Source organism: Deinococcus sp. HSC-46F16 (assembly GCF_024171495.1).
GTDB lineage: Bacteria > Deinococcota > Deinococci > Deinococcales > Deinococcaceae > Deinococcus.
Map to the genome: position 1 here is coordinate 45,096 of NZ_JALJZW010000005.1, position 24,188 is coordinate 69,283.

26 protein-coding genes are annotated in these 24,188 nt (G+C 71.7%); 15 read left to right on the forward strand and 11 right to left on the reverse strand.

From position 1 onward, the window contains the following. Window positions 1–55: 55 nt before the first annotated feature. On the reverse strand, window positions 56–736 hold the full coding sequence (locus L1280_RS11245; protein ID WP_253582387.1) for a metal-dependent hydrolase: 681 nt from the start codon (window positions 734–736) through the stop codon (window positions 56–58). Window positions 737–834: 98 nt separating this feature from the next. Between L1280_RS11245 and cdaA the strand changes: the two genes are divergently transcribed. From cdaA to phoU, 8 genes are all read left to right on the forward strand, one after another. Then, window positions 835–1,677, forward strand: a complete 843-nt coding sequence (cdaA, locus tag L1280_RS11250; protein WP_253582388.1) for a diadenylate cyclase CdaA — start codon at window positions 835–837, stop codon at window positions 1,675–1,677. Further along, window positions 1,674–2,642, forward strand: a complete 969-nt coding sequence (locus L1280_RS11255) for a CdaR family protein (RefSeq protein WP_253582389.1) — start codon at window positions 1,674–1,676, stop codon at window positions 2,640–2,642. The genes cdaA and L1280_RS11255 overlap by 4 nt, the downstream gene beginning before the upstream one ends. Before the next feature lie 107 nt (window positions 2,643–2,749). Then, window positions 2,750–3,358 carry a bis(5'-nucleosyl)-tetraphosphatase (symmetrical) YqeK gene (gene yqeK, locus L1280_RS11260; protein WP_253582390.1) on the forward strand — a complete coding sequence of 203 codons (609 nt, stop codon included), beginning with the start codon at window positions 2,750–2,752 and terminating at the stop codon, window positions 3,356–3,358. After that, a complete protein-coding gene (locus L1280_RS11265) occupies window positions 3,355–4,701 on the forward strand; it encodes an LCP family protein (protein WP_253582391.1) in 1,347 nt (448 codons plus the stop codon). Before yqeK ends, L1280_RS11265 begins: the two co-directional genes overlap by 4 nt. After that, window positions 4,698–5,108, forward strand: a complete 411-nt coding sequence (rsfS, locus tag L1280_RS11270; RefSeq protein WP_253582392.1) for a ribosome silencing factor — start codon at window positions 4,698–4,700, stop codon at window positions 5,106–5,108. Before L1280_RS11265 ends, rsfS begins: the two co-directional genes overlap by 4 nt. 82 nt (window positions 5,109–5,190) lie before the next feature. Next, window positions 5,191–5,880 carry a response regulator transcription factor gene (locus tag L1280_RS11275; protein WP_253582393.1) on the forward strand — a complete coding sequence of 230 codons (690 nt, stop codon included), beginning with the start codon at window positions 5,191–5,193 and terminating at the stop codon, window positions 5,878–5,880. Further along, a complete protein-coding gene (locus L1280_RS11280) occupies window positions 5,877–6,854 on the forward strand; it encodes an ATP-binding protein (RefSeq protein ID WP_253582394.1) in 978 nt (325 codons plus the stop codon). The genes L1280_RS11275 and L1280_RS11280 overlap by 4 nt, the downstream gene beginning before the upstream one ends. A gap of 50 nt (window positions 6,855–6,904) precedes the next feature. After that, window positions 6,905–7,549: a phosphate signaling complex protein PhoU gene (phoU, locus tag L1280_RS11285; RefSeq protein ID WP_253582395.1), complete on the forward strand. Its 645-nt coding sequence runs from the start codon at window positions 6,905–6,907 to the stop codon at window positions 7,547–7,549. 475 nt (window positions 7,550–8,024) lie between these two features. Here phoU and L1280_RS11290 read toward each other — a convergent pair whose 3' ends face one another. From L1280_RS11290 to L1280_RS11310, 5 genes are all read right to left on the reverse strand, one after another. Then, window positions 8,025–9,836 (reverse strand): ABC transporter ATP-binding protein, encoded by a 1,812-nt coding sequence (locus L1280_RS11290; protein WP_253582396.1) that lies wholly within the window; start codon window positions 9,834–9,836, stop codon window positions 8,025–8,027. An 82-nt stretch (window positions 9,837–9,918) separates the two neighbouring features. After that, window positions 9,919–11,712 carry an ABC transporter ATP-binding protein gene (locus L1280_RS11295; RefSeq protein ID WP_253582397.1) on the reverse strand — a complete coding sequence of 598 codons (1,794 nt, stop codon included), beginning with the start codon at window positions 11,710–11,712 and terminating at the stop codon, window positions 9,919–9,921. Between the two features lie 68 nt (window positions 11,713–11,780). Continuing rightward, the gene (locus L1280_RS11300) at window positions 11,781–12,704 is read right to left on the reverse strand and encodes a phosphotransferase (RefSeq protein ID WP_253582398.1); all 924 of its coding nucleotides are present in this window, start codon (window positions 12,702–12,704) and stop codon (window positions 11,781–11,783) included. Window positions 12,705–12,767: 63 nt separating this feature from the next. Beyond that, complete coding sequence (locus L1280_RS11305) at window positions 12,768–13,238, reverse strand: peroxiredoxin (RefSeq protein ID WP_253582399.1); 471 nt, start codon at window positions 13,236–13,238, stop codon at window positions 12,768–12,770. Between the two features lie 61 nt (window positions 13,239–13,299). Further along, on the reverse strand, window positions 13,300–14,463 hold the full coding sequence (locus L1280_RS11310; protein WP_253582400.1) for a hypothetical protein: 1,164 nt from the start codon (window positions 14,461–14,463) through the stop codon (window positions 13,300–13,302). Window positions 14,464–14,638: 175 nt separating this feature from the next. Here L1280_RS11310 and L1280_RS11315 point away from each other — a divergent pair, with 175 nt between their 5' ends. Further along, window positions 14,639–15,733 (forward strand): acyl-ACP desaturase, encoded by a 1,095-nt coding sequence (locus L1280_RS11315; protein ID WP_253582401.1) that lies wholly within the window; start codon window positions 14,639–14,641, stop codon window positions 15,731–15,733. A 26-nt stretch (window positions 15,734–15,759) separates the two neighbouring features. Next, window positions 15,760–16,920: a chromate efflux transporter gene (chrA, locus tag L1280_RS11320; RefSeq protein WP_253582402.1), complete on the forward strand. Its 1,161-nt coding sequence runs from the start codon at window positions 15,760–15,762 to the stop codon at window positions 16,918–16,920. On the opposite strand, the gene L1280_RS11325 is transcribed toward chrA, so the two are convergent. Next, the gene (locus L1280_RS11325; RefSeq protein ID WP_253582403.1) at window positions 16,917–17,216 is read right to left on the reverse strand and encodes a YkgJ family cysteine cluster protein; all 300 of its coding nucleotides are present in this window, start codon (window positions 17,214–17,216) and stop codon (window positions 16,917–16,919) included. The two genes, chrA and L1280_RS11325, sit on opposite strands and share 4 nt — an antisense overlap. Window positions 17,217–17,288: 72 nt before the next feature. After that, window positions 17,289–18,401, reverse strand: coding sequence for a histidinol-phosphate transaminase (locus L1280_RS11330; RefSeq protein WP_253582404.1), 1,113 nt, complete (start codon window positions 18,399–18,401; stop codon window positions 17,289–17,291). A 70-nt stretch (window positions 18,402–18,471) separates the two neighbouring features. On the opposite strand from L1280_RS11330, the gene L1280_RS11335 reads away from it, so the two are divergent. From L1280_RS11335 to L1280_RS11345, 3 genes are read left to right on the forward strand one after another with little or no spacing between them, the layout of a single operon-like run. Then, the gene (locus L1280_RS11335) at window positions 18,472–19,107 is read left to right on the forward strand and encodes a TetR/AcrR family transcriptional regulator (RefSeq protein WP_253582405.1); all 636 of its coding nucleotides are present in this window, start codon (window positions 18,472–18,474) and stop codon (window positions 19,105–19,107) included. Further along, window positions 19,104–19,415 (forward strand): hypothetical protein, encoded by a 312-nt coding sequence (locus tag L1280_RS11340; protein ID WP_253582406.1) that lies wholly within the window; start codon window positions 19,104–19,106, stop codon window positions 19,413–19,415. Before L1280_RS11335 ends, L1280_RS11340 begins: the two co-directional genes overlap by 4 nt. A gap of 44 nt (window positions 19,416–19,459) precedes the next feature. Further along, window positions 19,460–19,930, forward strand: a complete 471-nt coding sequence (locus L1280_RS11345) for a hypothetical protein (RefSeq protein ID WP_253582407.1) — start codon at window positions 19,460–19,462, stop codon at window positions 19,928–19,930. 61 nt (window positions 19,931–19,991) lie between these two features. Here L1280_RS11345 and L1280_RS11350 read toward each other — a convergent pair whose 3' ends face one another. Both L1280_RS11350 and L1280_RS11355 read right to left on the reverse strand, forming a co-directional pair. Then, the gene (locus tag L1280_RS11350) at window positions 19,992–20,669 is read right to left on the reverse strand and encodes an SRPBCC family protein (protein ID WP_253582408.1); all 678 of its coding nucleotides are present in this window, start codon (window positions 20,667–20,669) and stop codon (window positions 19,992–19,994) included. 94 nt (window positions 20,670–20,763) lie between these two features. Beyond that, the gene (locus tag L1280_RS11355; protein ID WP_253582409.1) at window positions 20,764–21,090 is read right to left on the reverse strand and encodes a hypothetical protein; all 327 of its coding nucleotides are present in this window, start codon (window positions 21,088–21,090) and stop codon (window positions 20,764–20,766) included. A gap of 121 nt (window positions 21,091–21,211) precedes the next feature. On the opposite strand from L1280_RS11355, the gene L1280_RS11360 reads away from it, so the two are divergent. Continuing rightward, a complete protein-coding gene (locus L1280_RS11360) occupies window positions 21,212–22,108 on the forward strand; it encodes a DMT family transporter (RefSeq protein ID WP_253582410.1) in 897 nt (298 codons plus the stop codon). Continuing rightward, window positions 22,105–23,616 (forward strand): ABC transporter permease subunit, encoded by a 1,512-nt coding sequence (locus L1280_RS11365; RefSeq protein ID WP_253582411.1) that lies wholly within the window; start codon window positions 22,105–22,107, stop codon window positions 23,614–23,616. The genes L1280_RS11360 and L1280_RS11365 overlap by 4 nt, the downstream gene beginning before the upstream one ends. A 3-nt stretch (window positions 23,617–23,619) precedes the next feature. On the opposite strand, the gene L1280_RS11370 is transcribed toward L1280_RS11365, so the two are convergent. Then, the gene (locus L1280_RS11370) at window positions 23,620–24,144 is read right to left on the reverse strand and encodes a hypothetical protein (protein ID WP_253582412.1); all 525 of its coding nucleotides are present in this window, start codon (window positions 24,142–24,144) and stop codon (window positions 23,620–23,622) included. Window positions 24,145–24,188 lie beyond the last annotated feature (44 nt).

Sequence of the window (24,188 nt, forward strand, 5' to 3'; positions counted from 1 at the left end):
TCCGCTTTCAGCCGTCAGCGGAATAGGCCCAGGCTGATTGCGGAGAGCGGAGCGCTTACAGCTCTGTCGTCTCCCCCGGCTTCAGCACCCGCACCTCCACCCCCTGCGCCTGCCCCGCCGCCGCGAAGACCTGCGGGTCGCCGGTCAGCGGCGGGAAGGTGCCGTAGTGCATGGGCACGGCCACGCGCGGGCGCAGCAGCTCCAGGGTGCGCCCGGCTTCCTGCGGCCCCATGGTGTAGTGGTCGCCGATGGGCAGCAGGGCGGCGTCCAGCCCCCGGTCCCCGATCAGGCGCATGTCGGAAAAGACGCTGGTGTCGCCCGCGTGGTAGACGCGCTTCCCGTCCATCTCCACGACCAATCCGGTGGGCATGCCGCCGTAGGTGCCGTCGGGAAAGGACGAGGAGTGCCATGCGGGCGTGAAATAGACACTCCCCCACTCGCCGCGCACGGTGCCGCCGATGTTCGCACCGATGGCATTCGTGGCCCCGTGCGCCGCCGCGTATCCGCCGATCTCGGCCGTCCCGATGACCGGCACCCCGGCCCGGCCGAAGTCCAGCGCGTTGCCCCAGTGGTCGCCGTGCGCGTGACTGATCAGCACGGCGCTGAGGTTCCAGCCCAGCGCTTCTTCCAGGCTGACCGGGCACTGCGGATTGCCCGCGAGGAAGGGGTCGATCAGGATGCGGTGCCCCCCGTGCGAGAGCAGGAAGGTGCTGTGGCCCAGAAAACGCAGTTCCATACGGCAGTGTAGCGGGGCGGCGCCCGGCCTCCCCCCCCGCGTATAGTGGGCGGCGTGCCGCAGGCCCCTGTGCGGGGCGGCCCGGTGGAGCGCCGCCCATGTCCCTGATTCCCGGCTCGGTGAGCCTGCGGGACGTGCTGGACGTGCTGCTGGTGGCCTTTCTGGTGTATCAGGGCTACCTGCTGGTGGTGGGCACCCGCGCGGTGAACGTGCTGCGCGGCATCGTGGTCTTCGCGGGGGTGTGGGCGGCGGCCGAGCTGTTGGGCCTGACCACGCTGAGCTACATCCTGGGACGGGCGGGGACGGTGGGTCTTTTCGCGCTGGTGGTCCTCTTTCAGCCGGAGCTGCGGGCCGCGCTGGAGCGGGTGGGCCGCCCGCGTGGGCGCGAGACGGGGCCGAGCGGGGCCGCGCTGCAAGACCTCGCGCGGGCGCTGGAGCGGCTGGCCGAGCGCAAGACGGGGGCCTTGATCGCCATCGAGCGCCGCACGCCGCTGGGGGAATATGCCGCGACCGGGGTGCAGATTGACGCGGTGATCAGCGTGCCCTTTTTGGAGGCGCTCTTTGCCCGCAACGCGCCCCTGCACGACGGCGGCGTGATCGTGCAGGGGTCGCGGGTGGTGGCGGCGGGGTGCCTCTTTCCCCTCCAGTCCAGTGACGGCACCTACCGCCGCTACGGGACCCGGCACCGGGCGGCCATCGGGCTCTCCGAGGTCACCGACGCCGTCGTGCTGGTCGCCAGCGAGGAGCGCGGCAGCATGCGGATCGCGCTCGCGGGGCGGCTGGGGCCGGACCTCAACGGCACCGAGTTGCGCGAGCAGTTGCGGGCGCTGCTGTATGACCGGCCGGTGCTGGGGGACCTGCCCTTCGCCCGCCGTTCCGAGCCGCCGGAGCCCACCCCGGCGGGCCGCTCCTCCGGGGGCGAGAGCGGAGGGCCGGGGTGACCGGGCCGGAGCGCCGCTGGACCCCGCTGCGGCTGTGGCGGCGCTTCCTGCATAACCTCCTGCCCAAGCTGCTCGCGCTGGGGGTGGCCCTGACCCTGTGGTTCGTGGCGACCACCGACCGCCGCGCCAACGTGGAGCAGGGCTACGACGTGCCCGTGACCGTCAGCGACACCACCGCCGAGCGCGGGGCGGGCGAGCGGGCGGTGCGCGACCTCAACCCGCCCACCGTGCGGGTGTACCTGACCGGGCGGCCCGAGCGGCTGCGCGAGCTGCGCGGCGACAGCATCGAGGCGGTGGTGGACGTGACCGGGGTGCCGGAGGGCAGCTTCACCCGCCCGGTCACGGTGCAGGCGCCCACAGGGACCATCCTTCAGCGGCAGGTGCCCGAGCGGGTGCAGGGTTTCGTGGACGCGCTGGTCACCCGCACGCTGGAGGTCACCCTTAGCGTGGCGAACCCTCCCGAGAACAGCCTTCCGCGCTACGAGGTGGCCCCCGCGCAGGCCACCGTCAGCGGACCGGGCCGGGTGGTCGCCACCGTGGCGCGGGTGGTCAACGCGCCCGTGTCGCTGGGGCCGGGCGAGACGCGCGAGGCGCCGCTGATCGCCCTGGGCGGGCGGGGCGAACCCGTCGCGGGCCTCACCCTGACCCCCGCGACCGTCACCGTGCGGCGGGTGGACAGCGGCGAGGTGCCCGTCAAGACCCTTCCTGTCGTGCTGGAGGACCCCCCGCCCGGCCTGCGGGTCACGGCCCTGAGCGTGCAGCCCAGCGGGGTGCGGGTGGTCGCCGACCCGGCCCTGCTGGCCCGGCTGCGGGAGATAGAGGGCGAAGTCCCCTACCGGGTGGGCAGCTATACGGCCCCCGTCACCCTGCGGCTGCCCGCCGGGGCACAGGCGCTGGAGGAGATCCGGGTGCGCCTCACCGTGCAGGCGGCGGCGCCGCCCGCCGGGGAAGGCGACGCGCCATGACGTCCGAGTGGATAAAGATGCAGAAGCGACCGCGACCTCTCTTCCACATCGCCGGGGTGGGGGGCGTATACTCCGCCCATGGTGTGGCGTCTGACCCACGCGGCCCTATGATCGCGGAGCTGAAGTTTCCCCGGCATCCCCTCGCCGAACTGGCGGGCTGGGATGAGCGGGTACGCCTGATGGTGCGGCCTCGGCGCTACGAGCATGTGCTGCGGGTGGCCGAACTCGCCTGCCAGATCGCCTGCGCCAACGGGCTGGACGAGGCGCGGGCCTACGCTGCCGGGCTGCTGCACGACATCGCCCGCGACCTACCCGACGCCGAACTGCTGCGCCTCGCGCCCCCCGAATGCGCCATCGATGTCGGCCATCCCCTCGCCCTGCACGGGCGGGCGGCCCGCACCCTGCTGGAGCGCTGGGGCTACCCCGACCCGGTGGTGCTGGAGGCCGTGGAGGACCACACGACCGGGCCGCGCGGGGGCAATGCGGTCGCCGCCTGCGTGTATATCGCCGACGTGTCCGAACCGGGCCGGGGCGTGAATGCCGACATTCGCGAACTCGCCCTGTGCGACCTGGGAGCGGCGCTGGGGCAGGCCATCGTGTCCAAGGTGACCTACCTCCAGGGCCGGGGCATTCAGGTGCATCCGCGCACCCTGCGGGCCTACTACGCGCTGCCGGAGGTGCGCTCTCCCGCCTGTGACCTGCCCGGCGTCTCATGACCGAGTCTCCCGCCGGACCCGGCGTGCCGGGCAGCTTTCAGTTCGACTTCGCGGCCCCGGCCTCAGCGGCCGCCTCCCACTCCCGGCGCGGCGTGCGGGCGCTGCAGCTCGGCGGGCTGACGCTGGCGGCGCTGTCGCTGGGCGGCCTCGCGGTGCTGAACAGCTCGGGGAACGCCTCGGCGGCCGGGGCGGGGGGCGTGCCGCAGTTCACGCTGCTCGTCGCTGGGCGCGACATCGTGTACTGCGCCGTCCGCACCCCCTGCGCGGACCAGGACCAGCGCACCGGCCTGCTGCAACCCCCCAACACCGACACCCTGATGCTGGTCAAGGTGGACGGCTCGGCGGTCAACGTGCTGAACATTCCCCGCGATACCAACGTCGGCCCCTTCAACCCGGAGCTGCGCTGGGCCGAGCAGAAGGTCAACGGCCGCTACTGGGCGGGGGGTCCGGCGGCGCTGGTGCAGGCGGTGGAGACGATCACCGGGGAGAGCATCGACGCCCACGTCATCGTGCGGACCGACTACGTGGCCCGCGTGATCGACGCGCTGGGCGGGCTGGACGTGACCGTGCCGGAGGGCGGCATCGAGTGGGTGGACCGGGCGGCGGGCGTGGACCTGCGCCTGCCCCCCGGCCCCCACCACCTGACGGGCGAGCAGGCGGTGCTGTACCTGCGCGTGCGTAAAGGCGTGGGGGACGATTACGGCCGCATCGACCACCAGAAGCAGGCGCTGACCCAGCTCGCCTCGCGCCTGACCTCCGCGCAGGGGCTGACCGCGCTCCCCACCATCCTGGGTGGGGTCGGCAACGGGGTGGAGACGGACGCTGACCCCGCCCTCCTCACCACGCTGCTGCCCGAACTGCCCGAGCTGCGGCTGAGGTTCGCCACCCTGCCCACCACGCCGATTCCGGGAACCTCCAACCTCGCGGTGAACCCAGAAGCGCTCGCGCGGGTCTGGGGCAGCGGGGGCGAGGCGGCGGCGGGTCCGGCGGCGGCCACCCCCGGCGACCTCGCAGACGTGACGGTCCGCATCCGGGACGCGAGCGGCGCGGACCTCGCCTCGCGGCTGGCAGCAGCGCTGCGGACGCTGGGCTACGCGCGGGTAAGCGCCCAGACGGTGCCTGCCAGCCGCGAGGCGAGTCAGGTCGTCACCGGGCCGGACGTGGCGGCGGCCTCGCAACTCGCCGACGCTCTAGGGCTGCCCCGGCTTCAGGGCGAGCGGTTTCCCGTGGCCGCGGGCGAGGTGGGTATCCTGCTGGGTGCGGACGCCCGGCAGAGCCTCGCGGCCCTCAGCGCCCTGCCGCCTTCCCCCGACCCTTCCCCACCCCCCACGGAGACCCCATGACCCAACCCCAGAACGACACCGAACTGCACCAGCAACTCCGCGCCATCGTGGACGCGGCCCGCGAGCGCCGCGCCGAGGACGTGGTCGTACTCGACCTCACCGAGGTCAGCAGCACCCTCGAATACTTCGTGATCTGCACCGCCACCGCTGGTCTGCAGCTCAACGCCGTGCAGGAGAACATCCGCGAGAAGGCACAGGCCGCCGGGCTGCCGCGCCCCAGCGTGGAAGGCCCCAGCGAGCGCTGGCTGCTGCTGGCCTTTGGCGGCTCGGTCGTGGTGCATATCATGACCAAGGACGCCCGCGAGTACTACGACCTCGAGGGCCTGTGGAGCGACGCCCGCGTGCTGAACTTCCCAGAGGCAGACGGCCCCGGGGACGGGGCGGGGCGCACGGGCACGACGGCCTGACCACCCTGACCTGACTTCCCCGGCCGGGCCGTCCCCCCCGCCTGACACGCCCCTGACCCTCCCGCCCCCAGAATGAGGACCGATGAGCCACGTGGTCGTGATTGAGGACGAGGGCACCGTGCGCGACGTGGTGCGCTTTCATCTGGAGCGGGCCGGATTCCGGGTCAGCGCTTTCGAGACGGTTCCGGCGGCGCAGGAGGCGCTGGCGGGCGCCGACGCGTTGGTGCTCGACTGGATGCTGCCCGGCGAGAGCGGCCTGACCTTCCTGCGGCGGCTGCGCTCGGACCCTGCGCTGCGCCGCCTCCCGGTGCTGATGCTGACCGCCCGTGCCGCCGAGGCCGAGCGGGTCGAGGGGCTGGAGTCGGGGGCGGACGACTACCTCACCAAGCCCTTCTCGGCGGCGGAGCTCGTGGCGCGGGTGCGGGCGCTGCTGCGGCGCTCGCTGCCCGACGTGCCTCCCCAACTTTCCCACGGCCCCCTTGTCCTCGACCTGGGGGCCGCCGACGCGCGGCTGTCGGGCCGGGGCCTGCCGCTGACCCGGCGCGAGTTCGATCTGCTGGCCTTTCTCGCCGCGCACACCGGGCGGGTGTACTCGCGGGCCGAACTGCTCGACCGGGTGTGGGGGCCGGACTTTCTGGGCGGCGAGCGCACGGTGGACCAGCATGTAACCCAGCTCCGGGCGCACCTGGGGGATGACCCCGCCCGGCCCCGCTTCCTGGAAACGGTGCGCGGCAAGGGCTACCGGATGCGCCCCTGGATGGGGGAGGCATGACGGAGACCGCCGCCACCCCCCGCCCCGACGCCTGGATGGACGCGCTGGGGCAGGCGGTGCTGCTGTTCGAGTCGGCGGGCGGCGCTCCCACCGTCCTGCGGGTGAACGCCGCCGCCGCCCGGCTGTGGGGGGTGCCGCAGGAACGGGCCGCCGGGCGCCCGCTGCTGGAGGTCGTGCGCCGCCACACCCTGGAGGCGCTCGCCGAGCGTGGCGGCGAACTGGAACTCGAGATGGCGGGCCGCACCCTGCGCTGCACCGCGACCCGCGCGGGGCCTGAGGAACCCGGAGCGCTGATCGTGGAGGACGTGACCGAGCACCGCCGCCGCGAGGCCGAGCTGCGCGAGGCGGCGGCGGTGCTCTCGCACGAATTCCGCACGCCCGTCGCTGGGCTGCGCGGGGTGCTGGAGGCGCTGGAATACGACCTGCCCCCCGAGCTGGCCCGCAAGTTCGTCGGCCAGGGCTTGCAGGAGGTCGAGCGCCTCGGACGGCTCGTCGAGGATCTCGCCGTGGGCTTCCGGCCCACCCGTGCCCGCACCCTGCCGCTGGCAGAAGCCTTCGCGCGGGCCGGGCGGCTGCTGGCCTCCGAGGTCACGGCGCGGGGGGCCACGCTGACCTTCGGCGACGACCACCTCGTCCGCGCCGACCCCGACAAGCTGTTGCAGGTGCTGCTCAACCTCGTCGAGAACGCGCTGCGCTATGGCCCGCCCGCCTCGGCGGTGGAGGTCGTCACCGCGCCGCGCGGGGCCTGGGTGGAGGTCGCGGTGCTCGACCACGGCGCCCCGCTGGGGGAGACGGGCAGCCTCTTCCGCGCCCATACCCGTGGCCCCAGCGTGGGCGGGCAGGGCAGCGGCATGGGCCTGTATATCGTCCGGTCCATCGTGGAGGGCTGGGGCGGGCAGGTCTGGGCCGAGCGCCGGGGCGAGCGCAACGCCTTCTGTTTCACCCTGCCGGGCGGGGGGCACCGTGACCTGTAGGCCGCCCCCTCCCGCCGCGTCCCTTACCCCAGCCACCCCAAGGAGTCCCCATGCGTGAAGCCCTCGACACCGACCTCCGTAGCGTCCTGAACAGCGCCCTGAACATGCTGGGCACCGTCGAGCGAATGCTGCCCATCGCGGGCGAGGTGCTGCTGCATGCCCGCCCCGAGCGGCTGGAGGAGGTCCGCGCCATCGACCGCGAGGTGGACGCGATGGAGGCGCAGATCGAGGCCGAGTGCCTGCGGATCATCGCCTTGCATCAACCTGTCGCGCGGGACCTGCGGCTGGTGGCGCTGATTCTCAAGAGCCTCAGCGACATCGAGCGCATGGGCGACTACGCCGTGCACGTGGCCCAGGACGGCGCCGAACTCGCGCAGCAGCCTGCCCTGAAACGCTACGTGAACCTCGCGCGGATGCTGGAGCGCCTCTCGGAGATGAGCCAGAACCTCCGCACCGCGATTGCCGACCGAGACGTGTCCCGCGCCGAGGCCACCCTGCGAATGGACGACGAGGTGGACGAGTTGTACGAGCAGACCCAGCGCGAACTCGTGACCTACATGCTCGAAGACCCCCGCCACATCTCCAAGGCGCTGACCCTGATGCGGGTGGGCCGCAGCCTGGAGCGGGTGGGGGACCATATGGAGAACGTGGCCGAGCGGGTCAGGTACTGGGTGACGGGGCAGCGGGAGGGGTAGAGAACGGGAAGAGCCGCCGGAATGGGCGGCCCTTGTCACTGGGGTCCAGCGGATTCACCCTGGACAACTTTCAGAGGACCCCTCACCTGAGCCTCGTACTGCTCGGCGCTGAAGACGAACGGGCCGAAGCCGTCATAGGACCACGAAGCGCGGCGGTGCGGTTGGACAAATTCGCTCCAGATGACGCGTTCGCCCTCACGGGTCACCTGAGCCTGGAGGGGCCAGCAGCCCCAGACTCCACACCCGCATTCCAAGAGATTGACCCTGACTGGTTCCAGAGCGAACCCGTGTTGCAGAAAATCAGCCTCCCAGTGCTGAACGCCTACATACCCACCCGCCAGCCCCGGCTCCGGCGTGTGGGTGGTCTCCCAGGCACGGGCGAGGTCTAGCAGGTTCACGCCGTCAATCAGAACCTCGACCTCTTTCCCCTCGCCCACGCTGCTGGGAACCCACCGTAAGCTCAGTCTGCTGAGGGTCACCCCTCCAGCCCCTCCTCCGCCCACAGCGCCCGCATCTCGGGGCTGCGCGGGAGCAGGTCTTCCAGCGTCCCCTCATCCGTCAGGCGGCCGTGCTCCAGCAGCAGGATGCGGTCGGCCCGCGTCAGGGCCGCGCGGCGGTGCGAGACGACCAGACACGTCGCATCCGTCTCGCGGAAGAGGCCGTCCCACAGCTCGGCTTCGGTGCGGGCGTCCAGCGCACTGGACACGTCGTCGAAGACGAGCAGATCGGCGGGCGCCGCGAGCATCCGGGCCACCGCTGCCCGCTGCATCTGCCCGCCGGAGAGCTTGACGCCGCGTGCCCCGACCTGGGTGTCCAGCCCGTGCGGAAGCTGCGCGAGGTCGGGTTCCAGTACGGCCAGCCGCACGGCGCGGTTCAGGCGCTCGGGGTCACTGCCGGTCAGCACGTTCTCGCGCAGCGTGTCGGAAAAGAGGTTGGGAAGCTGCCCGGTGTACGCGCTGCGCGGCGGCACGAAGAAGGTGGCAGGGTCCGCAACCTCCTCCCCGTTCCAGAGGACGCGCCCACCGTCCGCAGGCATCAGCCCCAGCAGCGCCCGCAGCAGGGTGGTTTTGCCGCTGCCGATGCGCCCGGTGACGACCACGAACTCGCCCCGGCGCAGGGTGAAGCTCACGTCGGTGACCCCCGTGCCGTCGGGGTGGTGGGCGGTGAGGCCCTCGACCCGCAGTTCCTCCAGCGGGAGGGCAGATGCGGGCTGGCCCTGCACGGGCGGCTCCTCCCGCAGGTAGACGGGGTGGTGATCCACGAGGGTGTCCTGGGGCGCGTCTTGCAGGAGCCGGGTCATGCGGTCGTAACTCACCCCGGTGCGGCGGTGCCGGGCGATGGCGTCCCCGAAAAAGCCCATGCTCCCGGTCAGGCGCGGCAGCAGGCCAATGAACAGGACGAAGTCTTCGACCCGCATCCCACCCCCGCGCACCTGGTTGGCCCCCAGCAGCAGCACCAGCCCCACCGCAAGGTTGACCATGTTGACGTTCACGCCCCGGATCAGCTCGGTGAGCAGCACGTCGCGCAGGGCCGAGTGCCGCCGCGTCTCGCCCAGCCGGGCGAAGTGGGCGATCATGGGTTCCTCGCGGGCGGCGAGTTTGACCGCCGAGACGGCCCCGAACGTCTCCCCGATAAAATCGGTCACGCGGGCGGTCGCCTCGCGCATGCGGCGGCGGTAGGCCCGGATGCGGGGCGAGAGGCGGCCGACGAACACGATCATCAGCACAAGCGGTGTGCAGACCAGCGCGGTGATCACCGGGTCCACCCGCGCCATCAGCACGACCGCCAGCACGCAGTACAGGGCGATGCCCAGGCTGTCCACCCACACCTCGGTGTAGGCGGCCACGTCGTCCACGTCGTCGCGGAAGCGGCTGACCGCCTCGGCGGGGGTATCGGGGAGTCGGCGCGAGCCCTGCGCGGTCAGGAGGTAGTTCAGCAGATTGCGCCGCATCAGCGCGTCCAGCGTGTACAGCAGCTCGATCAGCCCCCGGAAGGCCCCGTAGAACAGCCCGAAGCGGCTCAGCCGCACCAGGGCGAACCACCCCAGCGCGACCCACGCGGCGGCAATGGGCACCGTGATGGGGTCCCCCGCCAGCCGCAGCCGGTCGGCGTCCTCCAGCCGCCCGAAGAGATTGCTCACCGCCACCGTGAGCAGCGCCGGGGCCATGTACACCACCGCCCACATGCCCACGTTGAAGGCGAACAGACCGGGCCGGTACGCAAAGAGCCGCCGCGAGAGCGCGAGGGTGCGGGAGGGAGGGGTGACGGCGGGCGTGCTGGGGGTCATGGGAGGCTCCGGGAAGGGCGCGTGGCGTGTCGCTGGCGGCGTGTGGAGGCAGAAGGCGGAAGCTCTGGCCGGTTCACTGCCCTCACGCCAGCACCCCCCCGTCCTCCGCCAGCGTTCCGGCCCGCAGCAGCGCCGCGTAGTGGCTTTGCCCGTCGGCGGCGAGGACCACGCGGGCGCCGTCCTCCACGACCCGGCCTGCGTCCAGCACCAGAATCCGGTCGGCGCGGGCCACCGTGTCGAGGCGGTGGGCGATCACGATGGCGGTGCGCCCTGAGAGCAGCCGGGTCATGGCGCGGGTGAGCTGCGCTTCGGTCGCGGGGTCGAGGCGGCTGCTGGGTTCGTCGAGGATGATCACGGCGGGGTCACGCAGCATCACCCGCGCGAAGGCGAGCAGTTGCGCCTGCCCCGCGCTGAGGCTGCCGGTGGGCAGCGGCGTCCGCACGCCCTCGTGCAGCCGCGCCAGCCAGTCTCCCAGGCCGACCTCGTGCAGCGCGGCTTCCACCGCCTCGTCGGGCAGGGCGGGGTCAAAGAAGGTCAGGTTGTCGCGCACGCTGGCCTGGAACAGTTGCACGTCCTGGGTGACAACGGCGATGCGCGAGCGCAGGCTAGACAGCCGCACGTCGCGGGTGCCCACCCCGCCCAACCGTACCTGTCCCTCGCTGGGGTCGTAGAGGCGCGAGACCAGCCGGGTCAGCGTGGTCTTGCCGCTGCCGGTGCGGCCCAGCAGTCCCAGCGTCTGCCCGGCGGGGAGGTGGAAGGACACGTCTTGCAAGACGGCGGGAGCCGTAGGGTCCTCCGGGTCGTAGCGGAACGTCACGTCCTCGAAGCGCAGGTCCAGCGGGCCGTCCGGCAACTCGCGGTCCCCCTCCGGCAGCCCCGAGCGCAGCGCGAGCAGTTCGGAGATGCGGCCCAGGCTGGCCCCGGCCTTCTGGAGGTCCTGAAGCTGCTGGGTGAGCTGGTCGATGGGTTCTTCCACCATGCTCATGTACTGGTACATCAGGAAGGCGGTGCCCAGCGTGATCGCGCCCGCCGCGTAGAGGCCGATAGCGGACGCGAGGATGCCCACGTACCCCACCGCGAACAGCACCATGCTCAGCCACCACACCACGCTGCGGCGCTGCCACGAGTAGGTGGCCCGCCGGAAGAAGTCGCCCTGCACCCGCAGGAAGCCGCGCAGGTGGTGTCCGCCCGCCCCCAGCGAGCGCACGTCCTCCAGCCCGGCGAGGCGTTCTTCCACGAACCCGAAGAGCCGGGCGCTGCCCTCGCGCTCCAGCCGGGTGGGTTCCACACCCAGCTTGCGGACCCGGTTCATGGCGACGAGGGTGACCAGCACGAAGGCGGTCACGCCCAGCCCCACCCGCCAGTCGGTCAGGTAGAACATCACGACCGCGCCCGTCAGCAGCAGCGCCGCCCCAAACACCCGCACCGCGAACTGCGAGAAGAAGTTGCTCAGGGCGGTCACGTCCCCGTCGATGCGCTCGATCATCTCGCCGGGGGTGCGTTCCTTGTGCTCGCGCATGTCCAGCGAGAGCATGTGCCGCAGCAGGTCCACCCGCAGCCGGTTGGTGGCGGTCCAGCCCACCCGCGCCCCCAGGTAGGTGGCCCCGGCGTTGAGCAGTTGCACCCCCACCGCCAGCGCGAGGTAAAAGCCCGCGAGCTGCACCAGCCGCCCCACGTCGGCCCCCGCCCCCAGCCGCACCGTGTCCACGAAGCGGGCGAGCAGTTGCGGCAGCGTGAGGCTCAGGCCCGTCGCGGAGAGCAGCAGTGCCGCGAGGCCCGCCACCTGCCATTTCAGCGGCCCCAGGTAGCCCCGCAGCACGGCGAGCGACCCGCCGCGTAAGGGGGAGGAAGGAGGAGAGGGGGGCACGTCCGGCATTCCCCCAGGCTAGTGCGGGCCGGGGGCCAGGGGCATCCGCCGTGTGGCGCAGTGGGAGGCTGGCCGTGTCAGGAGACGCCAAACAGGGCCGCGCCCACCTCGTCCCAGTCGTCGGCCTCCAGGAAACCCAGATCACCGAGAATGCCGGTCCACTCGCCGGGATAGTACAGCAGCGCCCGCGCCGTGGCCTCGCGCACATCCTCCGGCGTGAGGTTCAGCGCCGCGCTCCACGCCCGCCGCGCGGCAGGCCAGCGGCGAAACTGGTTGACGGCGGGAGAAATCAGGTCATGGGCAGGGGGACCTGTCCGCGCGTCGCTCCAGTCGATCAGGGCCGTCAGGGTGACGTGTCCGCCCCGCTCATCCGCCAGCAGGTTCAGGAAGTTGAGGTCGCCGTGCAGGAATGCGGGGGGACGCGCGAATCCGGGACCATTTCGCACCACGTCTTGCAAGAGGGCTTCGGCACGGCGGGCGAGGGCGGGCGGGGCCTGCAACTCGCGAGGCAGCTCCAGGCCCTGATCCAGCAGGAGCCCGGCCCAGTCAAAGTGCAGGTCGGTGGGGGACGCGAGGCCCTGCACAGCCCGCAGCAGTTCGGCCTGCCGCGCGGCCAGCCGCACCTGCTCAGGCTCGCCCAGCGCGGCCCAGACCTTCCGCAGGGGTTGGCCGGGGAGGCGGGCGGTTACCAGATAGTTCCACTCCCCCAGCGTGCCGCCTGCCACCAAGTCGGGGGTCTTCAGCGGGAGGAGGCCCCCCACGGCCCGTAGAGCCGCCGCCTCCCGCCGCGCGTCCCCAGCCCAGAAGGGCGGCACCAACTTGACGACCACGTCCCCGAGGCCGAACACCGCATTCTTGCCCAGCCGGAAGCGGGTGAAGTTGCCCGCCGGGAGCCCGTGACGCTCACGGATCTCCTCCAGCGCCGCCCGCCAGGGGTCCAGGGGCTGCGCGTGGAGAGCCACAAAGGCGTCATAGGTGAGCGGTTCGGGCAGGAGCAGCACCCCGTCAGGCTAGGACCGCAGGTTTTCCGCCGCATCCGCCGGGTGGCGCAGCGGGCAGGCGGCTCAGCCCAGTTCGCGGATGCGGGCGAGCACCACTTCCGGCCGCACCGTGTAGTCCCCGGTCGACGCCTCCACATGCTCGAAGCGCACCACGCCCTCCTTGTCAATCAGGAACACGGCCCGCCCCGTGACCCCACGCTCGTCGATCGCCACGCCGTACTGCCGGGCCACACCCAGGTTGAGGTCGGCCAGCAGCGGCACCTCGATGCCGTACTCGGCGGCCCAGGCCTTGTGGGTATACACGCTGTCGCGGTTGACGCCCAGCACGACCGCCCCCGCTTCCGCGAAGTCGTCCTGCCGCCCGGAATACTCGGGCAGTTGCATGGAGCACACCGGGCTGAAGTCGAGGGGATAGAAGACCAGCACGACATGCTGATGTCCCCGGTAGGAGCTGAGGGTCACGGAGTCGCCGGAGGTGGAGGGCAGCGTGAAGTCGGGTGCGGGCTGACCGACGAGGCTCTGGCGGGAGGTCATGCCCAAAGTGTAGGCGGGTGGGGTGGGCTGGGTTTGTTGCGCCGACCCCGCAAAGCCCCCCTCACAACCCCAACCGCTCCAGTTGCACCCGGTAGACCCCGCCCACAGCCTCCCGCCAAGCGAGCACCGCCGCGCCCACAGCGTTCACCGCCAGCGAGGGCGAGCGGGCGTCCCGCCGGGGGTCGCGGTTCAGCGGCCCGCGCACCTGCCAGTCCCGCCCAGTCCAGTGCGCGGCGAAGACCTGTCCCACCCCGCCCCCTTCCTCCACCCAGGCGACGAGGGGCCGCCCCGCCCGGTCCAGCGCCAACGCCGGGGCTGAGGCCGCGCGGGTGCCCAGCCGCCCGCCCAGGGCCTGCCAGCCCTGCCCGGTCCAGCGCGAGACATACAGGGCGTCCTCGCCGCCTGCGTCCTCCAGCCAGGCGACGACCGGGCGCTCCTGCACGTCCAGGGCCAACCGGGTGGAGGCCACGTAGGTGCGCGGGCGGCGGTTGAGGCTGGCTCCGAGGGCCTCCCAACGGGTGCCGGTCCAGCGTTTGACGAACACGTCGCTTGCCAGCACGTCGCCCTGAAGCCAGGCCACCGTCGCCCGCCCCGCGCGGTCCAGGGCCAGGGCCGGGGTACGGGCGAAGACCAGGCCATTGTTGAAGGGTTCGCTGCGGGTCCAGGTTCGCGCCGCCGGGTCCCAGGCTCGCACGGTCAGGCGGCTGCCATAGGGGGTCCGCAGCGTCTCGCCCCAGGCCAGCACGGGTTCGCCCTCCCACGCGGCGACCGCCCGCGTCCGGGCCGCATAGGGCAGGTCGTCGCCCAGGTAGCGGGTGCGCCAGTCGGTCCACCCCTCCTCCCGGTAGGCCCGGAAGACCACCACGTCGTTGTCGCCGTAGTTCTCGTTCCAGACCAGCACCGGGGTCCCAGCCCGGTCCAGCGCGAGGTTGAGGCTGGACACCGGGCGCGGCTGATCGTAGTTCAGGACGCCGCCCAGTGCCTCCCAGGTGGCTCCCTGCTCCCGCCAGACCCGCAGGTGCCGCCCGGTGAAGGTGCCCCGCCCGCTGCTGAAGCGCCCGGCGTCGGTCATCACCGCGAGGACCAGCCGCCCGTCGGGAGCCGCCGCCAGCGCGAGCTCGCGCACCGGACCGGATGCGGCCAGGGCGGGGGGTGGGGCCAGGGTGGGCACCGGGGCGGAGGCACCGCCCAGGAGCGTGGCGAGGACGGTCAGGGTCAGGACCATTGCTGCCTCCATTCCGCGCCGGGCGGGAGCCGCATGGGGACAAGGCTCAAGTTAAACCGCGTCCCAGTTCACGGCTCCGTCAGGTGGGGGACCGTAGCCTATCAGGGTAACGTCCCCCTCCCCTACCCCTCCGGCGGACTGCCGCACGCACGCCGCCTCACAAGGAGTTTTCCCGATGGCCGACATCCTGCCCCCCAACATGCTCAACGAGCGCCCCCGCACCCCGGCCGGGCTGCTCAGCAACGCCGAGAAGGACCGCCTGATCGAGCGCGGCTTCCTGGGCCTCTACCGCTGGTACACCGCCCGCAGCCAGGAGACGCGCAACTGGAACCCCGACCGCTCCTTCGAGTGGCTCAAGCTGCGTCAGGACCTGCCGCCGGAGATCGTCAAGGTCATCCAGGGCTTTTTCGCCGTCGAGCAGTACGCGCCCGACTTCACCTCCAGCCTCGTGAACCTCGTGCGACGCTCGCATGGGCGCAGCCACTTCCAACTGCGCTGGGGCAGCGAGGAGGAAAAGCACGCCGACGCCTGGGAGAACGCCGTGCTGTTCAGCGGCCAGCGGTCGCCTCAGTGGATCGAGGAATACAAGGAGCGCCTGCGGTCGCAGACCTGGGAACTCCCCTTCCCCGACGCCATCCACAACCTCGTGTACACCGTGTTTCAGGAGCGGGCCACCCAGCTCAACTACCTGAACATGATGAAAATCGCTCAGGGCAAGAGCGAGAAGCCGCAGTACGCGGGCTTTTCCGATCCCGTGCTCGCCAAGGTCGCGCAGACCATCGCGGTGGACGAGGCGGCGCACTACAACTTCTTCCTCGAAGGCGTGCGGATGTACCTCTACTACTACCCCGAGCGCACGCTGGACGCGATCAAGAACGTGATTGGGGGATTCTCCATGCCCGCCTCGGCTCTCGTGCCCGACTGGCAGGACTTCGCGGAAACGGTCTACCGCGCCGGGATCTACGGCCCGCGTGACTTCCAGCGCGACGTGATGCAGGTGGCCTTCCGCAACCTCGGCATCGAGAGCCGCAAGGCGCTGGAAGAGGGCATCAAGAAGACCCGCGAGGTCCCCGACTTCGAGGGCGGCAACCATAAGACCACCGCCATCTTCGACACCTTCGACTACGGGGCCGTCGAGGGCGACGTGCGCCGCCTGCACGTCAAGATTCAGGATTACGAGAAGGAGATCGGCTTCGACCGCTTCGACCCCACCGAGTTCGTGGAGAACCCGGAAGTGCCCAGGAAGGAAGGGCAAGCGGCCGACGACTGAGCCCCCCGCCCTAAGCTGACCTCCAGATGCGAACGCTGGAGGTCTTTCTCGTCTTTCTGCGGCTGGGGCTGACCAGTTTCGGGGGGCCAGTCGCGCACCTGGGCTACTTCCGGGGCGAGTTCGTGGAGCGGCGGGGGTGGCTGGGCGAGCGGGCCTACGCCGATCTCGTGGCGCTCGCGCAGTTTCTGCCGGGTCCGGCGAGCAGTCAGGTCGGGATGGCGCTGGGGCTGCTGCGGGCGGGCGGATGGGGCCTGCTGGCTGCGTGGGTGGGCTTCACCCTGCCGAGTGCGCTGCTGATGGTGGCCTTTGCACTGGGCGTGGCCCGCTTCGGGGGTGGGGCGGAGGCCGGGTGGCTGACCGGGCTGAAGGTCGCGGCGGTGGCGGTCGTCGCGCAGGCGGTCGCGGGGATGTGGGGGACTCTGGTGGGGAATGACCGGGTGCGGGCGGCACTCGCGCTGGGGGTCGCGGCCCTGCTGGTGGTATGGCCTGCGGCCGGAATGCAGGTCGCGGCCCTGGTGGTCTGTGCGCTGGTGGGCTGGCGGTTCCTGCCCGGCGCGGCGGCAGAAGCGGCGTTGCCCCCGGTGCCCGTCTCGCGGCGGGTGGGGGCGGGGCTGTTCACGCTGTGCGGGGGCCTGTTGTTGGCTGTGCCCCTGATGGCCGCGCTTGGGCCTGGGTGGGCGCTCTTCGCCACGACCTTCCAGGCCGGGGCGCTGGTGTTCGGGGGCGGGCACGTGGTCCTGCCGCTGCTGGAGGCGGGGTTCGTGCCGGGATACGTCACGCCGTCCACCTTCCTCGCCGGGTACGGGGCGGCGAACGCGGTGCCGGGGCCGCTCTTTACCTTCGCCACCTACCTGGGCGCGGCGCAGTCGGCCCTGCCCGCGTGGGCGGGGGCGCTGATCTCTACTTGCGGCATCTTCCTGGCCGGGGGCCTGCTGATGGCCGGGGCGCTGCCCTTCTGGGCGGCCCTCTCTGCCCGGCCCGCCGCCCGCTCCGCGCTGGCGGGGCTGAATGCGGGGGTCGTGGGCCTGCTGCTCGCCGCCCTGTATCACCCTGTCTTCACGGCGGGCATCCGGGAGCCGCGTCACCTCGCGCTGGCGCTGCTCGCCTACGCCGCCCTCACCGCCGGGCGCTGGCCCGCGTGGGCGGTGGTGGGGGCGTGCCCGGCCTTGGGAGCGGTGCTGTTCTAGAGCCGGGCTTCGTCCTCCAACCCGTAAATCTCCAGGAATCGCCGCATTCGCGCCTCCAGCGTGGGCAGCGGCGCGACCTCTCCACACACCCAGTCGGGCTGGTAGCTCCGGCACACGGCGGGCCGAGCGGCATACACCGCGCACAGGCAATCCGACCGCAGGTGAACGCACGGCACCCCCAGCGGCTTGCGCAGGGCGTGGATATCCGGGGCCGAGCAGCACGCCCCACAAGCCGTGCACTCGCGGACGAGCGGCGAGCGCGGCGCGAAATCGGGGGGTGAGGTGAAAGCATCCATACGGGAAGGGCGGTCCCGCCGAGGCTAGCGCGTGCGCCCCGGCCCCAGCGTGACCGCCCTCGCGGACGGGCCTTACTTGTCCGAGTGAACGTAGGCCCGCGCCGCCGCGAGCAGGGCGTCGTTCTCTTGGGGCGTGCCCACCGCCACCCGCAGGCAGCCTGCCAGTCCCGGCAGCGAGTCCTGACGGCGCACCACGATGCCATGAGAAAGGAGGTGGCGGTAGGCGGCCTCCGCGTCGGGCGTCCGCAGCAGGTAGAAGTTGGCGTCGCTGGGGAGGGGCTCCCAGACCGGGTGCCCGCGCAGGCCCGCAAAGACCCGCTCACGCTCGCGGCGGACCTCGGCGGCGCGTTCGGCCACGTAGCCGGGATTCTCCAGGGCGACTTCCAGCGCGGCCTCGGCCAGCACGCCGACGTTGAAGGCGGGCACGAGCTTGCGCAGTTCGGTCGCCAGCGCCGGGCTGGTCAGCGCGTACCCCAGCCGAATGCCCGCCAGCCCCCAGCCCTTGCTGAAGGTCCGCAGGCTGAGGCGGTTGCTGCCTTCCCGAACGAGGGCGCGGTGGTCGGTGCCACTGTACTCGCCGTACGCCTCGTCCAGCACCACGATCCAGTCCTTCCCCGCCGCCTCCACGACCTCGCGCACGGCCTCGGCGCGGTCCACGTGACCGGTCGGGGCGTGCGGCTGGGTGATGTACAGCACGCCGGGAGGCTGGGTCCGCAGCGCCTCCATCAGCCCGGCCACCGGCAGCGAGAAGTCGGGGTTCAGCGGCACCTGCACCAGCCGGGCGCCCAGCATCTGCGCCTCCAGGGTGTAGACGGCGAAGGTGGGGCTGACCGTCAGCACCGTCTGCCCGATGCCCGCGAGTTCGGTGAGCAGCTTGATCAGCACGTTGCTGCCGGGGGTCAAGACCACGCCCGCCTCGTCCCACCCGGTCAGCGCGGCGAGACGGGCGCGAATCCCCTCCGCCCCGAGGTCCGGATAGCGGTTCCAGGGGCGGGCGAGCATCCGGGCGGTGGCCTCGGCCTTCAGCTCGGCCGGGAAGTCGTAGGCGCTCTCGTTCTGGTCGAGCTTGATGGGCACGTCGAGTGGGGTAAAGGGGTAGGCGGGCACCGTCCGCACGGCGGGGCGCACCCCCGCCGGGGCCGCCTGCTCGGCTGCCTGACTGGGAAGGGAGGGAGTGGAGGTCATGCCGTCCGTTCTAGCACCCTGCCTCCCCGAAAGGCCGTGCTACCCTGCCCGCACGCCGCCGCGTCCCCCCATGACGGACCCCTCTGCCCCCTCCCCCGCCGCCTCCGGCCCGACCTCCAAGTCGCGCCGCGAGCAGATTCACGAGGTTGCCAGCCGCCTGTTTTCCGAGCGGGGCTACCACGGGGCCAGCATGCGCGACCTCGCCGCCGAGCTGGGGATGCAGGGGGGCAGCCTCTACGCGCACATCAGCGGCAAAGAAGCTCTGCTGATCGAGATCGTGGAGCAGGCCGCCCGGCAGTTTGAGGCGGCCCTGCTGGACCTGGGGACCGACCCCCGCCCCGCCGACGAGCGGCTGCGGGAAGCGATGGCCCGGCACCTCACGGTGGTCGCGGGCAACCTGGAAAGCGCGACCGTCTTCTTCCATGAGTGGAAACACCTCTCGCCGGACGCCTACGCGCGGGTCACGGCGTGGCGCGACACCACCGAGGCCTTTTACCGGGGGCTGGTGGCTCAGGGCATGCGCGAGGGGGTCTTCCGCGCGGACCTCGACGTGAAGATGACCGCCAACCTGATTCTCTCGGCGGTGAACTGGGCCTACACGTGGTACCGCCCCGGTGGGCGGCTGAGCCCGCGCGAGGTGGCCGACCGCTACGCTGGGCTGCTGCTGGACGGTCTGCGCCCACCCCCGAAGGAGGCCACCCCATGAGCCACCCCACCGTCACCGTCCGCATCCGCGACGCGCTGCGGTACGCGCAGGGCCGCGCGGAGAAATTGGGCCGCACCCAGCAGCTTGAACTGGGCGAGAACCTGTTTATCCGCATCGGCCCCGGCGGGCGCAAATTCCTGCTGTTCTGCCTGGAGGGGGAACCCGACCAGAGCACCGCCCGCGCTGTCGCGGAGGCGCTGGGATTGCGCGAGCCCCAGTACGGCTGGCACCAGGGCGCGACCCTGCGCTCGCTGACGGTGGTGGAGGCGGGGGCGCCGGACCGGACAGAGCCTTCAGCGGAGCTTTAGGTGCGTCTGAGCCTCCGCGCTGCCCTGGGGCTTACGCTCCGGCCATGCAACCCATGAACAAGGCGGCCCTGGCCCTCGTCCTTCCCCTCGCGCTGGCCTCCTGCGGCGTGTTGGGCGTGCCGCGCGGCGACGTGACGGGCGAGATTCGCGGCACCCAGCCCCAGACTGGCAATGTCCGCATCGCGCTCGTCGGTCTGACGGGCACGGGCTACGAGAACAACGCGGTCGACCAGCTCGACATCGGCACCTTCAACCCCCAGAAGCGGGTGTATTCCATCTCGCTGCCCGACACGGCCAAGGCGGGCGTGTACGAGGTCTTGGCCTACGTGGACCTCAACAACAACAAGAAGTTCGACGCGAACGAGCCCCGCACCCAGCGGGCCACGCGCGGCCTGATCTACGCGACCTCGGACGCCTCGCTCTTCGGCTTCACGGTCAAGAAGGGCTGGAACCGCTTTGACGGCACCACCGTCTCGCAGACCCGGCCCTTTGGCAACTACGACCTGAACTGGTAAGTGCACCGCAAGGAGAAGGGCGGCCCCCACACCGGGAAGCCGCCCTTCTTTATCCCGAAGCTCAGTTGACCGGGTTCGCGCCCTCGAAGGTCTGCTTGAAGTTCTGGAGGTCGTCGGCGATCTGCTGGCTGGGCTCCTCGCCGAACAGCTTGGCGACGGCTGCGCCCAGCGCTCCGGCAGGCGGACGGTAGGACAGCGCCACGTGGATGCGGGTCCCGCCATTGGGCAGGTTCTCAAACTGCACGCTGCCCGCGTTGTCCACGGTCGCGCCGGGGAGGCTGTGCCAGCCGATGCGCTCGCCGGGCTTGTCGTTGACGATCTCGGCTTCCCACTCGACATGGGTGCCCAGCGGCGCCTTGGCGACCCAGCGGCTGCGGCGCTCGTCAAGGACGGTGACGCTTTCCAGGTGGCTCATGATGCGGGGCAGGTTCTCGAGCTGGCGCCAGTAGGCGTAGACCTGATCGGCGGGGCGGTCGATCACCACGCTGTGCTCCACGAAGATGGGCTTGGCCGCACTCGCGTTTCCGCTGAGGCCCGCCGCGTTCATCACGGGGTCGTTGCCCGTCGCGCCGCGGTAGGCGAGGTAGCCGCCCGCACCCGCCATCAGCAGGCCCATCAGGCCCTTTTTCCGCAGGCCCAGAATCATCAGGGCCGCGCCCGCCGCGCTGCTGATCAGGCGGCCCTGGTCCATGCTCTTGCTGCCTTCCTTGCTGCCGCTGTTGTCCATGTTCGCACTCATCGTTCTTCCTCCGTGCGGGCAGTCTAGGCCCGGCCCCCTTGAGCCTGGGTTAATCCATGCCCAACTCACATTTAAGGTGTCGCCTGGAAGCGGATCAACGTTCGTCGTTGCGGTCGTCCCCGCTCTGCCCGATCACGTCGGCGCCGTCCGCGTCCTCGTCGCGGGGGGTCAGGCCGGGCTGGAGCATCCCGCTGTTGTCGTTCTGGCGGGTGGGGTCGGGGGTGGCGGCCAGGCCGCCCGAGAGGCTGCCCTGCGCGTACTGGTCGGCCACGTCCTCGGCGGCCTCGCGGTCGGCGCCGGTCTGGGGACCGCCAGCCACACTGGGGTCGAGGTTGGTGTTCGTGTCGGGCGCACTGTCCGCGCCCATATAAGACGCGCCGTGGGTGCCGGTATCCGTCTTGCCATTGTTGCGGTCGTCCATGCAGGGACCTCCTGGGGTCAGACTTCTTCCGCCCATGCTCCCGGCTGGGCGTCGGGGGGCGGATGTGCCCGCCTTGACGGGCCGCTCACGCTCGGGCCGGGGCCGCGCTAGGCTGGCCGTCATGACGACGCGGGTGCCCCGGATGGGCCGTCTCGACCCCCTCTCTGTGGGTGCCCTGCTGGTCACCATCGTGTTCTGGGCCTCAGCCTTCGCAGGCATCCGGGCCGGGCTGAAAGCCTTCTCGCCGGGGCACCTCACCCTCTACCGCTTTCTGGTGGCGGCGGCCGCGCTGATCATGTACGCCCTCGCCGCGCGGCTTCCGCTGCCGTCGCGGGCGGACCTGGGGCCACTCTTCGGCCTCAGCCTGCTGGGCATCACCCTCTACCACGTCTGCCTGAACTACGGCGAGGTCAGCGTGCCCGCCGGGACCGCCAGCCTGATCATCGCGGCGGGGCCGGTCATCACGGCGCTGCTGGCGACGCGCTTTTCGGGCGAGCGCCTGAACGCGCTGGGCTGGCTGGGCACCCTGATCAGCCTGGGCGGCGTAGCCCTGCTGGTGCTGGGGCAGGGCGAGGAGGTGGGCTTCGCGCGGGGGGCGGGGTTGATTCTGGCGGCGGCCCTCTTCACCAGCCTGTATTTCGTGTTTCAGAAACCGCTGCTGGCGCGGATGGGACCGCTGCCCTTCACCGTCTGGAGCCTGATCGCGGGGACGCTGCCGCTGCTGGTCTTTCTGCCAGGCTTCGGCGGGGAACTCGCGCGGGCACCGCTGGAGGCGCACCTGGCCGTGATCTACATCGGCCTCTTTCCGGCGGCACTGGCGTACCTGACGTGGACCTTCGCGCTGTCGCGGGTGGGGGCGAGCGCGGCGACCTCCTTCCTGTACGTCTCGCCCGTGTTCGCCGTGCTGATCGCGTGGCTGTGGCTGGGGGAGGTCCCGACCCTGCTGACGCTGCTGGGGGGCGCGGTGGCGATTGCGGGCGTGGTGCTGGTGAACACGCGCGGGAGGCCCGGAGCATGAGCCGCCCGGAGCAGATCGGCGCGGTGGAGATTGGGACGGGCGACGGCCAGACCGCCATCCGCTTGACGAACGTGACGGTGCGGCTGGGCGGCCAGACCGTCTTGGAGGACGTGACGCTGGAGGTGCCCCACGGCGAGTTTCTGGCGGTGATCGGGCCGTCGGGGAGCGGCAAGAGCACGCTGCTGCGGGTGCTGGCGGGGCTGCTGCGGGCCGGGTCGGGCCGGGTGGAGGTCGCCACGCCGCCCGCGCTGATGTTTCAGGATGACCGCCTGCTGCCCTGGCGCACGGCGCTGCGCAACGTGGCCCTGCCCCACGACCTCGGGGCGGGCGGGGGGCTGGAGGCGGGGGAAGCACTGAAGCTCGTCGGGCTGGAGGGGTACGCGGGCTATTACCCGGCGCAGCTCTCGGGCGGGATGCGGGCGCGGGTGGCGCTGGCGCGGGCGCTGGCGCAGAGCAGCGACGTGCTGCTGCTGGACGAACCCTTCGCCGCGCTGGACGCCCTGGTGCGCGAGCGTTTCAACGCCGAGCTGCGCCACCTCCACGACAAGACCGGGCGGACCACGGTGCTGGTGACCCACTCCATTCGCGAGGCGGTGTGGCTGGCCGACCGGGTGGTCGTGTTGCGGGACGGCCGGGTGGTGGACGAACTCGACACGCGGGGCGAGGGCCGGGTGACCGCCTACACCGACGGCCTGGAGGCGCGGCTGCGCAACCTGCTGGGCACGGGTGACTCCACCCGGCTGCGGACGGACCCCCCGGTGCGGCTGAACCTCGGGGCGCTGGCTCCGGTCGCGGCCATCGTGGTCGGGCTGGCCGTATGGGAGCTGGCGGCGCGGGCGCTGGGCCAGCCGCTGCTGCTGCCCTCGCCGGGACAGGTGTGGGCGGAACTGGCGGCCACGCCGGGGGAATTCCTGTCGTTTGCGGGCGCGACCGCCGGAGTCACGCTGCTGGGGGCCTTGCTGGGGTCACTGGCCGGGGCCTTGATCGGTTATCCGCTGGGCAAGTCGCGCACGCTCGAACGGCTGCTCAGCCCCTTCGTGGTCGCGGCGCAGAGCACGCCCATCGCGGTGCTGGCCCCGCTGCTGATCACGTGGTTCGGGTTCGGGCGCTTTCCGGCGGTGCTCGTGAGTGCGCTCAGTGCCCTGTACCCGGTGATGGTCGCCACCATCGTGGGCGTGCGCGAGGTCAGGCGCACCGACCACGAGCTGTTCTCCACCCTGCGGGCGTCGGGCTGGCAGCGGCTGACGCGGCTGGAGTTGCCCTCGGCCCTGCCCGTCATGCTGGGGGGGCTGCGGCTGGCGCTCTCGCTGGCGCTGATCGGTGCGGTGGTGTGGGAGTTCGTGAGCAACCAACCGGGGCTGGGCTTCGCGGTCAACCAGGCCCGCGCCTACTACGACACGCCCCGGCAGTTCGCGGCCATCGCCCTACTGGTGGCGCTGGGGGTGGCCCTGTACCTCGCGGTCGCGGCGCTGGAACGCCGGGTGCTGCGGCACCGGCGGGCCAAATAAGGGTCAGGGGCCGGGGGGAGGACGCTCGTCGGGATTGTCCACACCGATCTGACGCTCCCCCGTTGGGAGGACCCAGACCCGCTCCAGCCCCTGCCACAGCGCCGCGAGGACGGCCAGGGCTGCGGCCACACCGAGCGACCACAGCAGCAGTTCAGTCAACATTTCCAACGCTTGAGGCCGCAACAACGCGGCCCCCAGCATCAAACCCAGCACGGGCAGGACGAGGCCCAACCCGGTGACGCCCCAGCGGGCGGGGGGGCGCAGGACACGGACGGCGGGCACCTCTGCAAGCCGAGGCAGGAGGGCCAGCGCACCGACCAGCAGGTAGCCTATGGGGGCATCTGTGTTCCCCTGTCCGGGCCACCGGTTCCACAGGGCAGTCACCGCCACCCCGGCCAGAAGGTACACCCCCGTCAGCCCGAGCAGCAGCCTGCCCAGCGGGAGGTCGGACTGGCGGGCCAACCAGCCGGACAGCAGGATGGCGAGCACCACCAGTCCAGCCACCATGAGCCACGCCAGCGCCGTCATGGCCTCACTCTAGCCCCGACCCCCGCCGCCACACCGTACCCTGC